The organism is Clostridium sp. YIM B02551 (genome assembly GCF_022324735.1).
Taxonomy (GTDB): Bacteria; Bacillota; Clostridia; order Clostridiales; family Clostridiaceae; genus Clostridium_T; species Clostridium_T paridis.
Genome location: NZ_JAKGTF010000008.1, coordinates 207663 through 226525, shown reverse-complemented (window position 1 = coordinate 226525; position 18863 = coordinate 207663). Strand labels below are relative to the sequence as shown.

The following is an 18863-nucleotide window of genomic DNA, read 5'->3' as shown; positions in this document are numbered from 1 at the left end:
AAAAGATTACGTTGACTTAAGTTTATTTCTAAATCTTACTTCATTTCCTCTGTTTAATTTTCAAAGAGCAATTAAAACTTGCTTAACTATAATAACATTTTGATTATCTAGTGTCAAGCACTTTTTTGTTGCATCGCCATCAGCGACGAATAAAATAGTACCATGATGTATATATATATATTTCTCATTTAAGGTTCAATTAATTCAAATAAGTTATTCATTCTTAATATTTCAATTAAATTCTCAATTGTTCTATTATAGATACACTAGGATAGGTTTATCTTGATTTATCAATTATATTATAGCGCCGTATAGTCTTTTCATTAAATTACGATATAATAAAATATATACTATTTAAAGGAGGTAATAAATTTGAAGAAAATATTAATAGCTGTTTTAATATCATCCTTAAGTTTTTCTCTAATATCTTGTAGTAAAAGCAGTAACAGTGATACTAAAACTCCAAGTAGTTCGTCTATATCTATCAATTCTCCAAGTACAAACGAAGCAACACCTGTTACAATAACAGATACTGTAGATACACCAAACAATTTTTATGCTATTGATTCTAAAAATATTTTTCCTGATTGGAGAAATAATAATAAATTAACATCATTTGATAAAGACCTTACGAATGGAATTAAGACAGATACCATATTTGATACTATATCCTCACCTAATTCAATTGGAGTTTCTGGAACCATTGTATATTTTGGAAATGCTAGTGATTCATCAGCACTTTACTCTTTTGATACCACAAGCAAAACTCCAACCAAAATATCTGATGATGTTCCTCAAAACATAATATTCTCTCAAAATAATTTGTTTTACATAAATAAAAGCAATAATAACTATATTACAAAATATGATTTGGATAAAAAGTCAAGAACTGTATTAACTCAAGATTCTAGTGGTAATTTTGTTGTTTCTGGACAATGGATAATATATCAAAATGCTTCTGACAACTTCTCAATATATGCAGTCAAAACAGATGGTACTAATAGAGTGAAATTATCTAAATCCTCTGTTGAAAGCTTTATTATATATAAAAGCAACATAATTTTTGTTAATTCTTCTGATAATGATAAATTGTACTATTTAGATTTATCTACTCAAGAAGAAAAGAAAATATTTGATGTGAAAGCCGAAAAACTAAAATCTTCTAATAACAGTATTTTCTTTTTAAACAAGGATTCTTCAAATAGCATTTATTCTCTAATAGACTCTGGCAATAATTCTTTTACAGATAAACCAATAACAACTGATTCAGTTATTGACTATTATATATTAGGTACTTCTATCTTATATCAAAAAAGTATCGCACCAGAAGAAGGTGTATTAATAGTTCAAAATGCTGTCAGCTAAATCATTTAATATAGAAATTAAAACTTTGAAGGAGATAATATTATTACAGATATGTGTAATAATATTATCTCCTTCTTATATACTTTCGCATTTCAAATTACTTTAAACTATTTACTATTTCCTTAAACTTATCTCCCCTTACGGCAAAATTAGGGAACATATCAAAGCTTGCACATGCAGGTGAAAGAGTTACAATATCCCCCTGTTTTGACAAAGTCTTAGCTATACCAACTGCCTCTTCTAATGAATTAACCATGTGGACTGGCACGTCTATCCCTTTATCATCTTTTAATTTATCAAAGGTAGCTTTAATCTTCTCTCTTGTTGCACCAAGTAAAATAAGTTCTTTTATAAACATATACCCTTCTTCAGCTAGTGGTTCAAATGGTATGTGCTTATCATACCCACCTGCTATCAATATTACTTTTTTATCAAAAGCTTTTAATCCTGCTAAGGTTCTTGTAGGACTAGATGCTATTGAATCATTATAATACTTTACTCCATCTATTTCTTTTACTAACTCACATCTATGTTCTACACCTTTAAAAGTTTTAGCAACCTTCTTCATTGTTTCTATTTTCACATCATCTTTTGTTACTAAAAATGCTGCTAAGTAATTTTCCATATTATGAGTCCCTCTAAGTATTACTTCTTTCTCAGCAACAACTTCTCTTTCACCTAAATATAGAATTCCATTTCTTAAATAAGCCCCATTAATCAATTCTTCCTTAGAAGAAAAGAAGTTAACCTTCCCCTTAGCCTCTTTTTCGAAACTATTTGTTATAGAATTATCTTTATTTATAACTAACAAATCATCTTTAGCTTGATACTTAAAAATATTTTTCTTAGAATCTATATATTCTTCCATTCCTTTATGCATGTCTAAATGATTTGGGGTTAAATTAGTCACTATTGCACTCTCTATCCTGTTATCCATTGTCATTAATTGAAATGAAGATAATTCTAGTACAACTCTATCTGATTCTCTTATTTCTTCAATTTTTGAGAAAAGAGGAGTTCCTATATTTCCTCCAACCCAAGTCTTATAGCCTTCTTCCATAAGTAACTTAGAAACAATAGTTGTTGTAGTTGTTTTACCATCGCTACCAGTTACTCCATATATCTTTGCAGGACAATACCTAACAAACTCCTCCATTTCAGAAGTAATATAAGCGCCTTGCTTCTTAGCTTCAGCTAATTCTGGAATATCAATTCTCATGCCAGGAGTCTTAAATATTACTTGAAAGCCGTTAAGCTTGGTCAAATAATCCTCTCCTAACATCAGTTTAACATTCTTATTTTTAAATGATATAGCTATATCACCAAGTTCATTTTCTTCTTTTTTATCAAAAGCTGTTACTTTAGCACCTAAACTTAACAAAAAATCTATTAGAGGAATATTACTTACTCCAATACCTACTACAGCAACATTCTTTCCCTTTATGAATCTCTTAAATTCATTAAAATCTTTTTTCATTTAGTTTTCCTCCAAAAAATCTATATACACTAAATTTTTGCCTATTTTATTTTTATTATAACATTGGTTGTATTATAATTCCACTTTAGACAAGCTGCTTCATATACAATATAGCCATTAACTTTAAATCTGATAAAAATATATATACATAGTATGATTTTATGAAATAATATTCTACAAATTGTTGTGGTAAGTGTTTTTAATTGCAAAAAGAGCTATCAGAGAATGTTTTCTGATAAAATCATTCTGTGATAGCCCCTTTATTATTAAAATTCTAATCTTTTTTCTATATATGCTTCTAAATCACTTATTTTAACTCTCTCTTGAGCCATTGTATCTCTATCTCTTACAGTTACTGCTCCATCTTCAAGAGTGTCAAAATCTACAGTTATACAGAAAGGTGTTCCTATTTCATCTTGTCTTCTATATCTCTTTCCTATGCTTCCAGCTTCATCATACTCAATGTTGAATTTTTTAGCAAGAGATGAATATACCTCATCTGCTTTTTCTGATAATTTCTTAGAAAGTGGTAAAACAGCTGCTTTAAATGGTGCTAATGCAGGGTGTAGGTGTAATACTGTTCTTACATCTCCGCCTTCAAGTTCCTCTTCATCATAAGCATCTATTAAAAATGCAAGTGTTACTCTATCTGCACCTAAAGAAGGTTCTACACAGTAAGGAACATATCTCTCATTTGTGGCAGGATCTAGATAGCTTAAATCTTCTCCTGAATGCTCTTGATGTTTCTTAAGGTCATAATCTGTTCTATCAGCTATTCCCCATAATTCTCCCCATCCAAATGGGAATAAGTATTCTATATCAGAAGTTGCATTTGAGTAGAATGAAAGCTCTTCAGCTTCGTGATCTCTCATTCTTAAATTTTCTTTATTTGCTCCTAAGTTTAATAAGAAGTTCCAGCAATATTCTCTCCAATAGTTAAACCATTCTATATCAGTTCCTGGTTTACAGAAGAATTCTAATTCCATTTGTTCGAATTCTCTTGTTCTGAATGTAAAGTTTCCTGGTGTTATTTCATTTCTAAATGACTTACCAATTTGAGCTATTCCAAATGGAACTTTCTTTCTTGAACTTCTTTGAACTGATTTAAAGTTAACAAATATTCCTTGAGCAGTTTCAGGTCTTAAGAATATTTCTGACTTTGCATCCTCTGTTACGCCTTGGAAAGTTTTGAACATTAAATTAAACTTTCTTATCTCAGTATAATTCTTCTTTCCGCATTTAGGACATACTATGTTATTGTCATCTATATACTTCTTAAGCTCTTCATTACTCCAGCCATCTGCTGTTGCAACCTCTGCTCCATTTGCAGTCATATGATCTTCAACAATCTTATCTGCTCTAAATCTTGTTTTACATTCTTTACAATCCATTAATGGATCAGAAAATCCTCCTACATGTCCTGATGCAACCCAAACTTCTCTATTCATAAGTATTGCACAATCAACACCAACGTTATATGGACTTTCTTGAACGAATTTTTTCCACCATGCCTTTTTAACATTGTTTTTGAATTCTACTCCTAAAGGGCCATAATCCCATGAATTTGCAAGGCCTCCATAAATCTCTGAGCCAGGAAATATAAACCCTCTGTTTTTTGCAAGTGCAACGATTTTATCCATTGTCTTTTCTACTGCCATAATAATACCTCCAACCTAACTTAATTTGTACTTTATAATTTTTCAGTAAAATAAAAAAAGCCATTACCATAAAGGGACGAAAATATCTTTCCGCGGTTCCACCCTTCTTGGCAATTGCCCTGCTTTAACATTTCGTGCATTCAAAAGTGCCCTTCACCTTAAGATTTGATAGTTTTCACCAAACACTACCTCTCTAAATAAATCATAAAGTTACTCCTCTTTATCATCATGCCTATTAAATTTTATATTAATAATATAATCAAATCCTCACATATTGTCAACCAAAATCCAAACTATTCAAAACACCAATATTATAAATTCCTAAAGAGTAAAAAAAAATCAGCTTACGCTGAATCTCATTACTATTATTATCTTCTAAAAATAAAATTGGCTCCGCGAAGAGGGCTCGAACCTCCAACCTATCGGTTAACAGCCGAGTGCTCCACCATTGAGCTATCGCGGAACGTCAATCACAAATATTATTATATCAAGATTTCAATAAAATGCAATAGTTTTCTCAAAAATTTTTCATAAAAAAAATCGCCCACTTTTGGGCGATTTATTAAAACTTACTGTAATGGCTTCATTGTTGGGAATAAGATTACGTCTCTAATTGATGCTGAATCTGTTAAGAACATGATTAGTCTATCAATACCGATTCCTAATCCTCCTGTTGGAGGCATACCTGTTTCTAAAGCACTCATGAATTCTTCATCTATCATGTATGCTTCATCATCTCCTAGATCTCTTTCCTTTTCTTGTTGTTCAAATCTTTCTCTTTGAACGATAGGATCATTTAATTCAGAGTAAGCATTACATACCTCTCTTCCAAAAACAAATCCTTCAAATCTTTCAGTGAATTCTTCATTTCCTCTTTTCTTTTTAGTAAGAGGAGATATTTCAACTGGATAATCTATTACAAAAGTAGGTTGTATCATTTTTTCTTCACAGTATTCTTCGTAAAGAGCATTTAATACTTCTCCTTTTGTTACAGTTGATAAAGGTTTCTTAAATTCTAGATTTCTTTCTTTTGCTATTTTTTGAGCTTCTTCATTGCTTGAAATAGCATTGTAATCTACATTAGCATATTCTTTAACTGCATCAACCATAGTTATTCTTCTCCAAGGTGGTTTGAAATCTATTTCAGTTCCCTGGTATGAAACCTTAGTTGATCCATTAACTTTTTCACAAACATATGCTACCATATTTTCAGTGATTTCCATCATATCATTATAATCAGCATATGCTTCATATAATTCAATTGTAGTGAATTCTGGGTTATGTTTTACTGACATTCCTTCATTTCTGAAGATTCTTCCCATATCATATACTTTTTCGAATCCACCAACTATACATCTTTTTAAGTGTAATTCTGTTGCAATTCTTAAATACATATCTATATCTAATGTATTATGGTGAGTAATAAATGGTCTAGCAGCTGCACCTCCTGCTGTTGGTGATAGCATAGGTGTGTCAACTTCTAAGTATCCTCTATTATCTAAAAATTGTCTAATACCAGATATTATCTTAGATCTCTTAATAAAAGTTTCTCTAACATCTTGATTAGTTATTAAATCTAGTTCTCTTTGTCTATATCTTAAGTCTGGATCTTTTAAGCCATGCCATTTTTCTGGTAGAGGTTTTAATGATTTACAAATAAGTTTGAATTCATTAACCTTTACAGATATTTCTCCTGCTTTAGTTTTAAAAACTTCTCCTTCTGCTGAAATCCAATCTCCTAAATCGAAAGTCTTAAAGGATTTAAGATTTTCTTCTCCAACAGCATCAAGTTTTATAAATAATTGAAGTTTTCCTTCTTTATCATGAATATCTGCAAAAATTACTTTTCCTTGGCCTCTTTTAGACATTAGTCTTCCAGCAACCTTTACATTTTTTCCTTCTAAAGATTCAAAATCTTCTTTTACTGCATTTGAAGAATGGCTTACTACAACCTTATAAACATCGAAAGGATCATTTCCTGTAGCCTTTAATTCTTCAAGTTTTTGTCTTCTCAATCTCTCTTGTTCACTAAATTGAGCTTCTAACTGGTTAATGTTCATTTCCTCATTTGACATTGTGAAACCTCCGTTACTCTCTTCTAATTCCTAAAACTTCGAATTTATTTGTACCACCTGGCACTATAACTTCTACTGAGTCTCCTACTTTTTTACCTAAAAGTGCAGCACCAACTGGTGACTCATTTGATATTTTATAGTTCATTGGATCTGCTTCTGCTGAACCAACTATTATATACTCAACTTCTTCATCAAACTCAAAATCTTTAACTTTTACAACTGATCCTACAGTTACTGAATCTGTTGAAATTTCCGACTCATCAACAACTACTGCATTTTTAAGCATGTTTTCTAACTGAAGAATTCTTCCTTCAGTGAATGCTTGCTCATTCTTAGCTTCATCGTATTCTGAGTTTTCGCTTAAATCACCGTAACCTAAAGCTACTTTTATTTTTTCAGTAATTTCTTTTCTTTTAACAGTTTTTAAAAATTCAAGTTCATCTTCTAGTTTTTTAACTCCTTCATAAGTTAAAATTACCTTTTTTTGCTCGCTCATTTCTTTCTCCCCTTCTACATAGCTCATTTTATACAGTATATTATTAATTTAATATATATTTTTAACTATAGGATTATTTAACATATTATAAAACTAAGTACACTTACTGTCAATAATTCTATACCTTTATTTCCTTTTTTCCAAGTTTTATTTTACTAATTTCTATCTTATTACAATTTAGTATTTCTTCTACTGTTTTATTATTCCCTTTGCTTGATTTTAATAAAACTCCTAACAATTCAGGCGGAATATCCTCCTTAAGTTCAGGGAAATAAAACTCCACATCATTTATTGCATGCATAATATAATTTTTAGGTAAATAGTAATTATTTAAATACCAAACGCCTAAAGAGCTATATTCCTTATCATATTCTGTAACAATAAAATCAATATTCTCCGTCTTATCCTCTGTAAAAACTATTTCTGGTGAAACCCCATAATTAGCTATTATATATTCCCTTATTTTACTTGCTTCTTTATAATTTCTTGTTATTAAAAGAATTCTATTTGTATACATGGCACATTGCTTTATTATGGGCAAGTTTGATACATTCCCACCATCCTCTATGCCTATAGTTGAATTGCTTATCTTCTTATGATTATTCATAAGAATGATTTTTATAGATGCAATAATTCCATAGGCTAAAACATCCCTTTGGAAATTCTCTAAATAATTAAAATCATATTTTCTATTTCCTTTTACGCTGATGGAATCCCATTTTCTCCTACCTATTGCCCTAACTACATTATTAGAGTAAGAACTCCAATTTAGATTTGGTGGAATACTTACTCTAACTATATTGCTGTGAAAATCACTTAAATTAATTTGTGCAATTCTTTTTATTTTAAAACTATCTAATATTTTTGTTACAGAGTTATTTTTGAAATATGGTTCTCCGTCAGCTACCCGTATATCTAAAATATCTCTCACTAAGCTTTACCTCATATATTATTCTTATGGTATATTATTCACTCAGCTAATTATTAATACCTTCAGATTCTAAATATATCATATAACTTTTTAAAATTTCAAAAACGTCATTTATATTTTCTTGGAGGTTTATTTTGTTTTTAATATCAGTACAATTGTTTAGTCCTTTTATATACCAAGCTGAATGCTTTCTCATTTCTCTAATAGCTTTATATTCTCCATCATACTTAAATGCCAATTCATAATGTCTCATACACATTTTTATCTTTTCTGATGGAGTCGGATATGTAACTTCTTCACCTTTTAATATCTGAGAAATCTGCTTAAATATCCAAGGATTCCCCATACTTCCTCTTGCAATCATTATTCCATCACAATTAGAAACTCTTTTTAGCTCTAATGCATCTTCTGGTTTAAAGATATCCCCATTCCCTATAACTGGAATACCAACAGCATTCTTTACCTTAGCTATTATGTCCCAATCTGCCTTACCTTCATACATTTGTTCTCGTGTTCTTCCATGAACTGCTATTGTATCAGCTCCTGCATCTTCCATCCACTTAGCAAATTCTACTGCATTTATATTATCTTCATTAAATCCTTTTCTAAACTTTACAGTTACAGGTTTTTTTGAAACTTTCTTTATAGAACTCACTATCTCCCATGCAAGTTTTGGATCTTTCATCAATGCAGACCCTTCACCATTCTTTACTATCTTAGGAGCTGGACATCCCATATTTATATCTATAATGCATATATCTTCTCTTTCATTAAAGTATTTCTCAACTACCTCAGCCATGACTTTGGGATCATTCCCAAAAATTTGTGCTGCTACAGGTCGCTCTTCATCAGCTGTTCTAAGTAAATTCATTGTATTATCACTACCATAATACATTGCCTTTGAACTTATCATTTCTGTATATACTAACTCGCAACCCATCTCTTTGCAAAGCCCTCTAAAAGAAATGTCTGTAACACCTGCCATAGGAGCTAAGAAAATAGCATTTTCAAATTCTAGATTTCCTATTTTCACTATATCCTACTCCTTATTCTTTTCATAAATTATCTTTAGTCCCTCTAATGTAAGCTGTGGTTCTATAATATCAATTACATCAGTGCTTTCTGCAATAAGTTTCGCAAGTCCACCTGTTGCAACTACTATAGGTTCATCTTCTCCAACTGCCATCATTTCTTTTTTCATTGCTCTAACTATATACTCAACTCCACCAACATATGAATATATTATGCCAGCTTGCATACTGGATATAGTATTTTTACAAATAACGCCCTTAGGTTTTTCTAATTCAACTCTAGGTAATTTGGCTGCTCTTTGGAAAAGTGCTTCAGATGATATTTTTATTCCTGGTACAATATTGCCTCCTAGATAGTTTCCATTCTTAGTTAATGCGCAGAATGTTGTTGCAGTTCCAAAATCTATTATTATTGAACTTCTTCTAAATTTTTCATGCGCTGCAACAGCATTTACGATCCTATCTGCACCTACCTCTTTTGGATTATCATATTTAATATTTATTCCAGTTTTCACACCTGGTCCTACAATTACTGGGTCAACATTAAAACATTTTCTAATCATATGTTCAAGAGAATACATTATATTAGGAACTACTGAAGAAATTATTATTCCCTCAACATCCCTTGGGTTTATGTCATTTTGATGAAATAGCTGAATAACTTGTATTCCATATTCATCAGATGTTTTATTTGCATCTGTTGATATTCTCCAACTTGCACTAAATCCATTTTCATCATTAAGCCCTAAAACTATGTTAGTATTTCCAACATCTATTAATAATATCATATTGCACCACCTAAAATAATAAAATAAGGAGGGTAAAAGATTCCTTCAAATCATTTATTACAAAAGAACCGCCTCTCCATTTTAATAAATCATAAAAATTGAATTTTATACTGTAAATTTAACAATTTAATTTTAGCAATTAATTATCATTTGTCAAGATATTAACAAAAAGAAAGTTGTTAATTATTAACAACTTTCTTTTCATATTTTTTACCAGCTATATTTTAAAATATTAATATCTAAAATAATCCTACTATTTCCCCATCATCTAATATATCCATTCTATTCGCTGCAGGTACTTTAGGCAATCCTGGCATAGTCATAATATCACCAGTTAATACTACTATAAATCCTGCCCCCTTAGAAACTCTGACTTCTCTAACTGTAATATCGAAATTAGAAGCCCTGCCAAGAAGATTAGGATTATCTGAAAGTGAATATTGAGTTTTTGCCATACATATTGGTAACTCATCACAATTTATTCTTTCTAATTCTTTTATTTGATTAATTGCTTGTGGTGTGAAATTCACTCCTCTAGCACCATATATTTCTTGTGCTATCTTAGTAATTTTATCTGTTACTTTGTCTTCAACTTTATATAACACTTTAAAATCCGAAACTTCATTATCTAAAATATTGATAACTTCATTTGCAAGTTCAATTCCACCTTCGCCACCCTTTGCCCATACATCTGATAGCGCCACTTTTACATTTTTCTCTTTACAATAGTTTTCTATTAACTTAATTTCCTCTTCTGTATCACTAAGGAATCTATTAATAGCTACTACCAATGGAACTCCATATTTATTAACATTTTCAATATGTTTCCCTAAATTATCTAATCCTTTTGAGAGACATTCTAAATTTTCTGTACTTAAATCAGCTTTTGAAGCTCCTCCATGATGTTTTAACGCTCTAATTGTAGCTACTAATACAACACAATCCGGATTAAGACCTGCATATCTGCATTTTATATCAAAGAATTTCTCAGCTCCTAAATCTGCTCCAAATCCAGCTTCTGTTACTACAACATCTCCTAATTTCAATGCCATTTTTGTTGCAATAATAGAATTGCATCCATGGGCTATATTTGCAAAAGGTCCTCCATGTATTATTGCTGGAGTATTTTCTAAAGTTTGAACTAGATTTGGTTTTATTGCATCTTTCATCAATAAAGCCATGGCACCTTGCACTTGAATATCTTTTGCATAGACAGGTTCCCCATCCAAATTATAAGCAACTAATATATTACCCATTCTTTCTTTTAAATCTTTTAAATCTTTAGCCAAACATAATATTGCCATTATTTCAGATGCTACTGTAATCATAAAACCATCTTCTCTTAAGAATCCATTAAGTTTACCACCCATACCAACTACTACTTGTCTTAATGCTCTATCATTCATATCCATTACTCTTTTAAATAGTATTCTTCTTGCATCGATTCTTAATTGATTTCCTTGATGTATATGGTTATCTATAGCCGCTGAAAGCAAGTTATTAGCAGTAGTAATGGCATGCATATCACCTGTAAAATGTAAGTTTATATCTTCCATTGGTACAACTTGAGCATATCCACCACCTGCTGCTCCCCCTTTAACCCCAAATACAGGACCTAATGAAGGTTCTCTCATAGCTACTACAGAATTTTTATTTAATCTACATAACGCTTGACTTAATCCAACAGTTACTGTAGATTTCCCTTCTCCCGCAGGAGTTGGATTTATTGCAGTTACCAAAACTAATTTTCCATCTTTCTTTGATGTTTTATCCATGACATCTAAAGAAATTTTGCATTTGTATTTACCATATAACTCTATATCATCTTCATTTAACCCTAATTTTTCAGCTATATTAACAATAGGTTGCATTTTTGCACCTTGTGCAATTTCAATATCACTTTTCATTCTGAGACACCTCTTTTATTTAAAGTATTTAAAATTTCCTTGTTTATTATACCATTTATAAAGATAATTTTAAATATTTTTTTGTTTATTTTCGTGTTATTACGAACAAATATAAAAGAAAGCCGTATTTCATACGGCTTTCACTCTGTTATGCATTATTAAATACTTCTTGGAATTCATTAGCTTCAAGTCTTTCTCTCTCAAGTAAAGCTTGCGCTACTGCATGAAGCTTATTTATATTTTCAGTTAATATCTTTTGAGCACTATTATAAGCATCATCAATCAATCCCTTGATCTCATTATCTATTTTAGCTCCAATATCTTCACTAAAGTTTCTTGATCTTCCGATATCTCTTCCTAAGAAAACTTCATTCTGATCAGTTCCATAGCTAATTGGACCTACTTCTTCACTCATTCCGTATTCCATAACCATTGCCCTTGCTATATTAGAAGCTCTGTCTATATCATTTTTTGCTCCAGTACTTATATCTCCAATAACAAGTTTTTCTGCAACCCTTCCACCTAGAAGTCCTACCATATCATCTTTAAGTTTAGACTTAGATGTATATGATCTATCTTCCTTTGGAAGATGCATTGTATAACCACCAGCCATACCTCTAGGTATAATACTGATTTGATGAACTGGATCCGAATTTTCTAAGAACATAGCTACAACTGCATGACCTGCTTCATGATAAGCTGTAAGTTTCTTATCGTGCTCACTTATAACTCTACTCTTCTTTTCTGGACCAGCAATTACTCTAGTAATAGCCTCTTCCATTTCTTCCATTCCAATTCTATTTTTAGTTTTTCTTACAGAAAGTAGTGCAGCTTCATTAGTAAGGTTCTCTATATCTGCACCTGTGAACCCTGGAGTTCTTTTTGCTAAAACTTCAAGATTTACATCTTCTGCTAATGGCTTATGTCTAGTATGAACCTTTAGAATTTCTTCTCTACCTTTAACATCAGGAGCTCCTACCATGATTTGTCTATCAAATCTTCCTGGTCTAAGTAATGCAGGATCTAAGATATCAGGTCTATTAGTAGCTGCTATCATAATTATTCCTTCATTTACTCCAAATCCATCCATTTCAACTAGTAATTGATTTAATGTTTGTTCTCTTTCATCGTGTCCTCCACCAAGGCCAGCGCCTCTTTGTCTACCAACTGCATCTATTTCATCAATAAATACAATTGATGATGGGAACTTCTTAGCTTGCTCAAAAAGATCTCTTACTCTTGAAGCACCAACTCCAACAAACATTTCTACGAAATCTGAACCTGAAATACTAAGGAATGGTACTCCAGCTTCTCCTGCTATGGCTTTTGCAAGAAGAGTTTTACCTGTTCCTGGAGGCCCAACTAATAAGACACCCTTAGGAATTCTTGCTCCCATATCTGTATACTTCTTAGGATCCTTTAAGAAATCTACAATCTCTGCCAGTTCCTCTTTCTCCTCATCTGCACCTGCTACATCTTTAAATGAAACCTTCTTCTTATCAGGCGTTGCCATTTTGGCCCTACTTCTACCAAAATTCATTACTCCACGATTTCCACCACCGCTTTGAGATTGTTGCATAAAAATAAATAAGAAAATTAAGAACACAACTATCAGCAATACGGTAGGAATTAAATTTAACCATTCTTTTGTGCTTTTAGGTGCATCAAAAGATAAATCAACTGAATCCTTTGGACTTGCTGCAATTAAAGTATTTAATGTTTCTAAAGGTACATAAGCATTAAATACCTTTCCATCATTCAAAGTACCCTCTATAGTTATATTATCCTGATTTACACGTATTGATTTCACTTCATTGTTTTGGTAATGTTGTTTAAATTGACTGTATGATAATATGTCCTTAGTTTTACCGCTTTCCCAAATAGTAAAAGCTATAAACATAACCATAACAGATATTATAATCCAGGCCGTTGCGCTTGAAAATTTTTTCATTTAAGGCCCCCCTCTCTTTCTAGTTATTATAAAATTTTATCATATATAAATTTATCTAACAACAATAAGATTTTATTCTATTTTTCATAAACCTCAGGTTTTAATATTCCTATAAAAGGTAAATTCCTGTATTTTTCTGCATAATCTATTCCATAGCCAACAATAAATTCATCTGGAACATCAAATCCTTGATATTTTACATCAACATCTGTTTTTCTCCTTGCTGACTTATTTAGTAAGGTAACTATGTTAATACTCTTAGCTCCCCTACCTTGTAAGTATTTCCCTAAATAGTTCAATGTTATTCCACTGTCTACTATATCTTCTACTATTAAAATATCTTTTCCCTCAATTCCATGATCTAAGTCCTTTAATATCCTTACTACCCCTGAGGTTTCAGTAGAGTTTCCATATGAAGAAACTGCCATAAAGTCAATCTCGCATGGAACTTTAATGTTCTTAATTAGTTCTGCCGCAAAAATTACAGATCCCTTTAAAACCCCAACAATCACGAGATTTTTCCCTTTGTAATCCTCACTTATCAAATTCGCTAATTCCACAATTTTAGCTTTTATTGTTTCCTCATCGAATAAAATCTCTTTAATATCATTTATCATTCTCTTTATTCCTTTCTAGAAAACTTAATCCTTAATATATTTTTTGTATTTTTAGTTATTTTAAAATCCTCTGAAGTTCTAATACCAACAATCCAAGCTATTTCATTATTAAAACATACTAAAGGAATTTCATCTCTATCTTCCCTTGGAATTTTCAGATCCATAAATAAATCTTTAAGTTTTTTCTTCCCCTTCATTCCATAAGGTTTTATAGCATCTCCATCTTTTCTTCTTCTTACTTCTATACTACTAACTATCTTATCATAATCAAAATATTTAATTAAAGCGTCTTTAGAAAAATTTAACTTTTCATCTTTTTTTAAAACACTAAATTCTATATTATAATTATAGAACTCTACTAAATAATTATATACATTTTCTTTATTTATTAATATATTATTTTCTTTTATATTTTCTTTTTCGTCATTATTAGTAAATCTTATTTCTATATTCCCATAGGAATTTGAGGCTTCAAGCTCATTTGGAAGTGATATTCTACTTCCACTTTTATTCGTTTGAAGAGATACAATATCATAAATATGTTTCATTTCTATATTATAATATTTTTGAGAAAACCTCATTATAGAATTTTTAATAACTCTAGTTAAAATTGCTTCTTTTAATTCGAATAGACCACTTTTAATTATAAGTTTTTCATTAAATACACAATATTTTTCTATTGCTTCCTCTACATAATATTGAATAAATTCACTATCTTTTTCTAATAAAAGAGCTATTCTGTTTAATGTATTTACTATATCTGTATTAAAATTTTCTCTTATATATGGAATTAATTCAAGTCTAACTTTATTTCTTGAATAAATATTTTCTAAATTAGTTTTATCTATTCTTGGATTTAGTCCTTTTTCGATGCAATAATTTTCTATTTCACTTCTATCACAACTTAATATAGGCCTTATGTATATTTCATCTCTTTTAGCTTTTATACCTGTTAACCCCTCTAATCCGCTTCCTCTCATTAATCTCATCAATACAGTTTCAGCCTGATCATTAGCATTATGTGCTAGTGCAACTTTATCATATAAGTATCTCTTTCTTATTTCATCAAAAAAATTATAACGTTCTTCTCTTCCTGCCATTTCAGAACTTATTCCTTTTTCCTTAGAAACCTTATTTATATCTACTCTCTTAACATAACATGGTATATTATTTAGTTCACATATTTTTCTAACATATTCCTCATCTGCCTCTGCCTCATCCCCTCTTAGCATATGATTTATGTGTGCTGCTCCAATACTAATATTGAACTCATCTCTCATTTCTATAAGAAGATTTATCAGACATACAGAATCTGGTCCTCCCGAAAGAGCTACTAATATCTTATCTCCTGGGTTTATTAATTTATTCTCATATATATAATTAGTTACTTTTTCTTTCATATTATTTTCACACCTTTAAAACAAATTCATTTTATATTATACCATTTATTATCACTATTCAATTATAAATTCCAAATAAAAGACCTGGTTAAAACCAAGTCTTTTAAAATTATATTAAATTCTAATAACATGCATATACCTTTGAAGCCACGATAGTCATATCATCTTTACACTTACCTCCAGAAAGTTCTTTGGCTTTCTCAAGTATATCTTGTGCCATCTCCTTTGGATTTGTTATCTTAGTTTCTCTTAAATAATTAACTATCCACCCAGTATTTCCAGTTTCATTTTTACTAATTTCTAGAATTCCATCACTTAAGGTGAGTAATATATCTCCATTCTTAAGTTTTCTATTTACCATTTCTATATCTGGTTTATCTAAAACTCCAAAAGGCAATGTCTTTGAATTTATTTCTTCAACCTTATTGTTACTCTTTATAAAACTTGCTACAGCTCCAATCTTAATAAATTCTACTTCCCCTGTATATAAATCTATTGTATTCATATCTAAGGTAGCAAATTTTTCATCCTCTGCAAACTTCATATTCATTATAGAATTCACTGCATTAATGGCAGTTGTGTTTTTAAATCCTGCAGAAGTAAACTTTTCTATCAATTCTACTGTAGCTTTCGATTCAGTTCCTGCACTAGGCCCTGATCCCATACCATCACTAACGATCGTCATATAGCCTCCATCTTTTGTGTTTCCAAAAGAATAACTATCTCCAGTATATTTTTCACCTTCCTTGCATGATAATGCCACATGACTTTCAACATAATATTTAGGCATCTCTTCAATGAGTACAGTACACTGATTATTACTAGGATTAATGTGACATCCTTCTCCCCCAACACTCATTGGTTTTCCTATAATATCATTGATTAATGGTATAACATCCTTAATACAAGTTTTACTTCCTTTACAGTTATCCATAGTAAGCTTAATATTAACCCTACAATTTTTATCCTCATAACAAAATACATCATAGAATTTTATATTATTCTTCCTAAGCATTTTCTTCACATTTCTCTCAAGCTCACTACTTAATTCTATATCTTTATCTAAATTCACTAATATATCTTCTACTGTATTTGCCATATTACCTATATGCCCAGCGAGCATTCTTCTTCCCTCGGCCAATCTCTTTTTCCACATAGAATTCAGTACATGATTTTCAACTATTTCTTCTGTACTTTTTATTAGCCTATTCTTTTTAACACATTTTTTTTCTAAATTAGCAGGGAATTTTATTTTCCCTTCTTCAGCTGATTTAATCAATTCAGAAAAGCTTACATAAGTACTATATAATTCTCTTTTCCAACACATATACTTCATATCACAACTAGAGCATACTCTATCCCCTAGGTTTTCTATCAATGCTGAACTTGTGTTTTTTAACAGCAATCTATCATTATCATCAAAACTCTGTAGAGTAGTAGACATATTGTCAAGAAGCTGAGTAAAATCTTTTAATCTTTTACCAAACTCCTCTTTAATCTTCATAAAATGAACTTGTGCATTTTTATCTTCTTTTTTTTCCGAATCAAATTCCAGGCTTAACTTATTGAAGATTCTTCTAGGAACTATACTAAATATCAATGCTGATAATACTCCCTCAATTCCACTGTACATTGTAAGATCTTGTGAATACATATTGAGCATCATATATATTATTAAGAAAGCAGCTATTGAAAAGATTTTTCCCATATCTTTAAATATACCAATTGTTAAACCACATATTCCATATAGACACACATAAAAGGGCATATTTCCTGTAGTTATTCCAATAATCGCTCCTAATGCTATTCCAGTAGTTGCACCTAAGGTTCCTTCTGAAATATAAGATATTAAAACGACTACTAGCAATCCTATAACATTACGTAAACTAACATTAAGTAAAGTAAGTTGTCCAATTCCAGTTATAGTTAATGCAAGTAAAATTATTATGCTTATTATTTCTTCTTTTGAAAATAAATGTTCTGTATTAAATTCCTCTATACATTCCAATGAGTATTTAATAATATAGCTTACCGATGCCATTACCATAGTTAGAGAAAATGATAATATTATTGAAAAAAGAACTTCATATCCCTGTAGTACATATTTATATACAAGAATTAAGCCATATAGGAAAATAATGTTTTTTATATTATTAACCTTCTTGTCTATCTTTATAGGAATTATAGATCCTACTGTTAATATACAAATAGTTATTATATACATATTTCCATCATTAACTTTACTAATAATAGTTAAGTATCCGACTAACGTTCCAATGGATGCTACTATTTTATATACTCTATCCCTCTCCCCTAAAAAGGATAAAAGATATGCCACTCCAAAAGGTGCTATGTAGTCTACTTTGGATATATTTAAATTTATCATAACTCTACTAACCAACAGTCCTACTGAAAATATTACAGCCAATTTAACTGGCGAATAGTACATGGTTTCCTTATTCTCTTTTTTTCTTTTACCTATTCTTTTATATGTTTCTACCTCTAACCCATACTGCATTTTTATACCTCCAATTACCAATAAATGTAATATTATTATATCAGCAGCTTTTCAAATTATATGTCATTCTTTGTTTCGAATAATTTTTTTCGTTGGACAAAATTATATATAATTCATAAAAATTGTGTATTCCTCAGCATAGAACTCATTCTATTATTTTTCCTAGCACCTTTAATATTCTATTGCAATAGTTAAGCTTAGAGGTATATATCATTAGATTTTGCTAAGATAATATTTTGTCATGTTATTCTACTCTTTGAAACTTTATAGAAAACAATTTTTGGAATACTCAATTTTCTATCTTTTTCTTAAGTCCAATAGACATGTTTCCTCTCTTATTATTTTACATAACAAAAAAGCCTACAATTAAAATTGTAGACTTTTCTTGGTGCTGGAGACCGGAATCGAACCGGTACGGTGTTTAAGCACCGCAGGATTTTAAGTCCTGTGCGTCTGCCAGTTCCGCCACTCCAGCATGTTATATTATTTGGTAGCGGGAACAGGATTCGAACCTGCGACCCTTCGGGTATGAACCGAATGCTCTAGCCAACTGAGCTATCCCGCCTAATTTTTTTGGTTGCGGGGGCAGGACTTGAACCTACGACCTTCGGGTTATGAGCCCGACGAGCTACCAACTGCTCCACCCCGC

General features: G+C 30.7%; 13 protein-coding genes and 4 tRNA genes. 1 reads left to right on the top strand and 16 read right to left on the bottom strand.

Annotated elements, in window-relative coordinates:
• Positions 1-372: 372 nt before the first annotated feature.
• Entirely contained in the window at positions 373-1365 is a 993-nt protein-coding gene (locus L1S47_RS11590) for a DUF5050 domain-containing protein (RefSeq protein WP_238883700.1), read from the top strand.
• A gap of 97 nt (positions 1366-1462) precedes the next feature.
• Here L1S47_RS11590 and murD read toward each other — a convergent pair whose 3' ends face one another.
• The 16 genes from murD to L1S47_RS11510 all read right to left on the bottom strand — a co-directional run bounded on the left by murD (position 1463) and on the right by L1S47_RS11510 (position 18863).
• A complete protein-coding gene (gene murD / locus L1S47_RS11585; protein ID WP_238883699.1) occupies positions 1463-2842 on the bottom strand; it encodes a UDP-N-acetylmuramoyl-L-alanine--D-glutamate ligase in 1380 nt (459 codons plus the stop codon).
• Between the two features lie 266 nt (positions 2843-3108).
• A complete protein-coding gene (locus L1S47_RS11580; RefSeq protein ID WP_238883698.1) occupies positions 3109-4500 on the bottom strand; it encodes a glycine--tRNA ligase in 1392 nt (463 codons plus the stop codon).
• Between the two features lie 388 nt (positions 4501-4888).
• Positions 4889-4963, bottom strand: a tRNA-Asn gene (locus tag L1S47_RS11575).
• A gap of 106 nt (positions 4964-5069) precedes the next feature.
• Entirely contained in the window at positions 5070-6575 is a 1506-nt protein-coding gene (lysS, locus tag L1S47_RS11570) for a lysine--tRNA ligase (RefSeq protein ID WP_238883697.1), read from the bottom strand.
• A gap of 13 nt (positions 6576-6588) precedes the next feature.
• Positions 6589-7071: a transcription elongation factor GreA gene (gene greA, locus L1S47_RS11565; protein ID WP_238883696.1), complete on the bottom strand. Its 483-nt coding sequence runs from the start codon at positions 7069-7071 to the stop codon at positions 6589-6591.
• Positions 7072-7189: 118 nt separating this feature from the next.
• Positions 7190-8002: a hypothetical protein gene (locus L1S47_RS11560; protein WP_238883695.1), complete on the bottom strand. Its 813-nt coding sequence runs from the start codon at positions 8000-8002 to the stop codon at positions 7190-7192.
• A 46-nt stretch (positions 8003-8048) separates the two neighbouring features.
• On the bottom strand, positions 8049-9035 hold the full coding sequence (dusB, locus tag L1S47_RS11555; protein ID WP_202766004.1) for a tRNA dihydrouridine synthase DusB: 987 nt from the start codon (positions 9033-9035) through the stop codon (positions 8049-8051).
• A 6-nt stretch (positions 9036-9041) separates the two neighbouring features.
• Positions 9042-9821: a type III pantothenate kinase gene (locus L1S47_RS11550; RefSeq protein ID WP_238883694.1), complete on the bottom strand. Its 780-nt coding sequence runs from the start codon at positions 9819-9821 to the stop codon at positions 9042-9044.
• Positions 9822-10060: 239 nt separating this feature from the next.
• On the bottom strand, positions 10061-11728 hold the full coding sequence (locus L1S47_RS11545) for a formate--tetrahydrofolate ligase (protein WP_238883693.1): 1668 nt from the start codon (positions 11726-11728) through the stop codon (positions 10061-10063).
• Between the two features lie 148 nt (positions 11729-11876).
• Positions 11877-13679 carry an ATP-dependent zinc metalloprotease FtsH gene (gene ftsH, locus L1S47_RS11540; protein ID WP_202766007.1) on the bottom strand — a complete coding sequence of 601 codons (1803 nt, stop codon included), beginning with the start codon at positions 13677-13679 and terminating at the stop codon, positions 11877-11879.
• Positions 13680-13756: 77 nt separating this feature from the next.
• A complete protein-coding gene (hpt, locus tag L1S47_RS11535; RefSeq protein ID WP_238883692.1) occupies positions 13757-14296 on the bottom strand; it encodes a hypoxanthine phosphoribosyltransferase in 540 nt (179 codons plus the stop codon).
• A 5-nt stretch (positions 14297-14301) separates the two neighbouring features.
• Positions 14302-15696: a tRNA lysidine(34) synthetase TilS gene (gene tilS / locus L1S47_RS11530; protein ID WP_238883691.1), complete on the bottom strand. Its 1395-nt coding sequence runs from the start codon at positions 15694-15696 to the stop codon at positions 14302-14304.
• A gap of 121 nt (positions 15697-15817) precedes the next feature.
• A complete protein-coding gene (gene spoIIE, locus L1S47_RS11525; protein WP_238883690.1) occupies positions 15818-18214 on the bottom strand; it encodes a stage II sporulation protein E in 2397 nt (798 codons plus the stop codon).
• Between the two features lie 386 nt (positions 18215-18600).
• Positions 18601-18689, bottom strand: a tRNA-Leu gene (locus L1S47_RS11520).
• Positions 18690-18702: 13 nt separating this feature from the next.
• A tRNA-Met gene (locus L1S47_RS11515) sits at positions 18703-18779 on the bottom strand.
• Between the two features lie 9 nt (positions 18780-18788).
• Positions 18789-18863: transfer RNA gene (locus L1S47_RS11510), tRNA-Met, on the bottom strand.

Excerpts from the sequence above, each read along its gene's own strand:
- tilS (WP_238883691.1), bottom strand. The coding sequence starts at position 15,696 with ATGAAAGAAAAAGTAACTAATTATATATATGAGAATAAATTAATAAAC.
- spoIIE (WP_238883690.1), bottom strand. The coding sequence starts at position 18,214 with ATGCAGTATGGGTTAGAGGTAGAAACATATAAAAGAATAGGTAAAAGA.
- L1S47_RS11550 (WP_238883694.1), bottom strand. The coding sequence starts at position 9,821 with ATGATATTATTAATAGATGTTGGAAATACTAACATAGTTTTAGGGCTT.
- lysS (WP_238883697.1), bottom strand. The coding sequence starts at position 6,575 with ATGTCAAATGAGGAAATGAACATTAACCAGTTAGAAGCTCAATTTAGT.
- L1S47_RS11545 (WP_238883693.1), bottom strand. The coding sequence starts at position 11,728 with ATGAAAAGTGATATTGAAATTGCACAAGGTGCAAAAATGCAACCTATT.
- ftsH (WP_202766007.1), bottom strand. The coding sequence starts at position 13,679 with ATGAAAAAATTTTCAAGCGCAACGGCCTGGATTATAATATCTGTTATG.
- murD (WP_238883699.1), bottom strand. The coding sequence starts at position 2,842 with ATGAAAAAAGATTTTAATGAATTTAAGAGATTCATAAAGGGAAAGAAT.
- hpt (WP_238883692.1), bottom strand. The coding sequence starts at position 14,296 with ATGATAAATGATATTAAAGAGATTTTATTCGATGAGGAAACAATAAAA.
- greA (WP_238883696.1), bottom strand. The coding sequence starts at position 7,071 with ATGAGCGAGCAAAAAAAGGTAATTTTAACTTATGAAGGAGTTAAAAAA.
- L1S47_RS11580 (WP_238883698.1), bottom strand. The coding sequence starts at position 4,500 with ATGGCAGTAGAAAAGACAATGGATAAAATCGTTGCACTTGCAAAAAAC.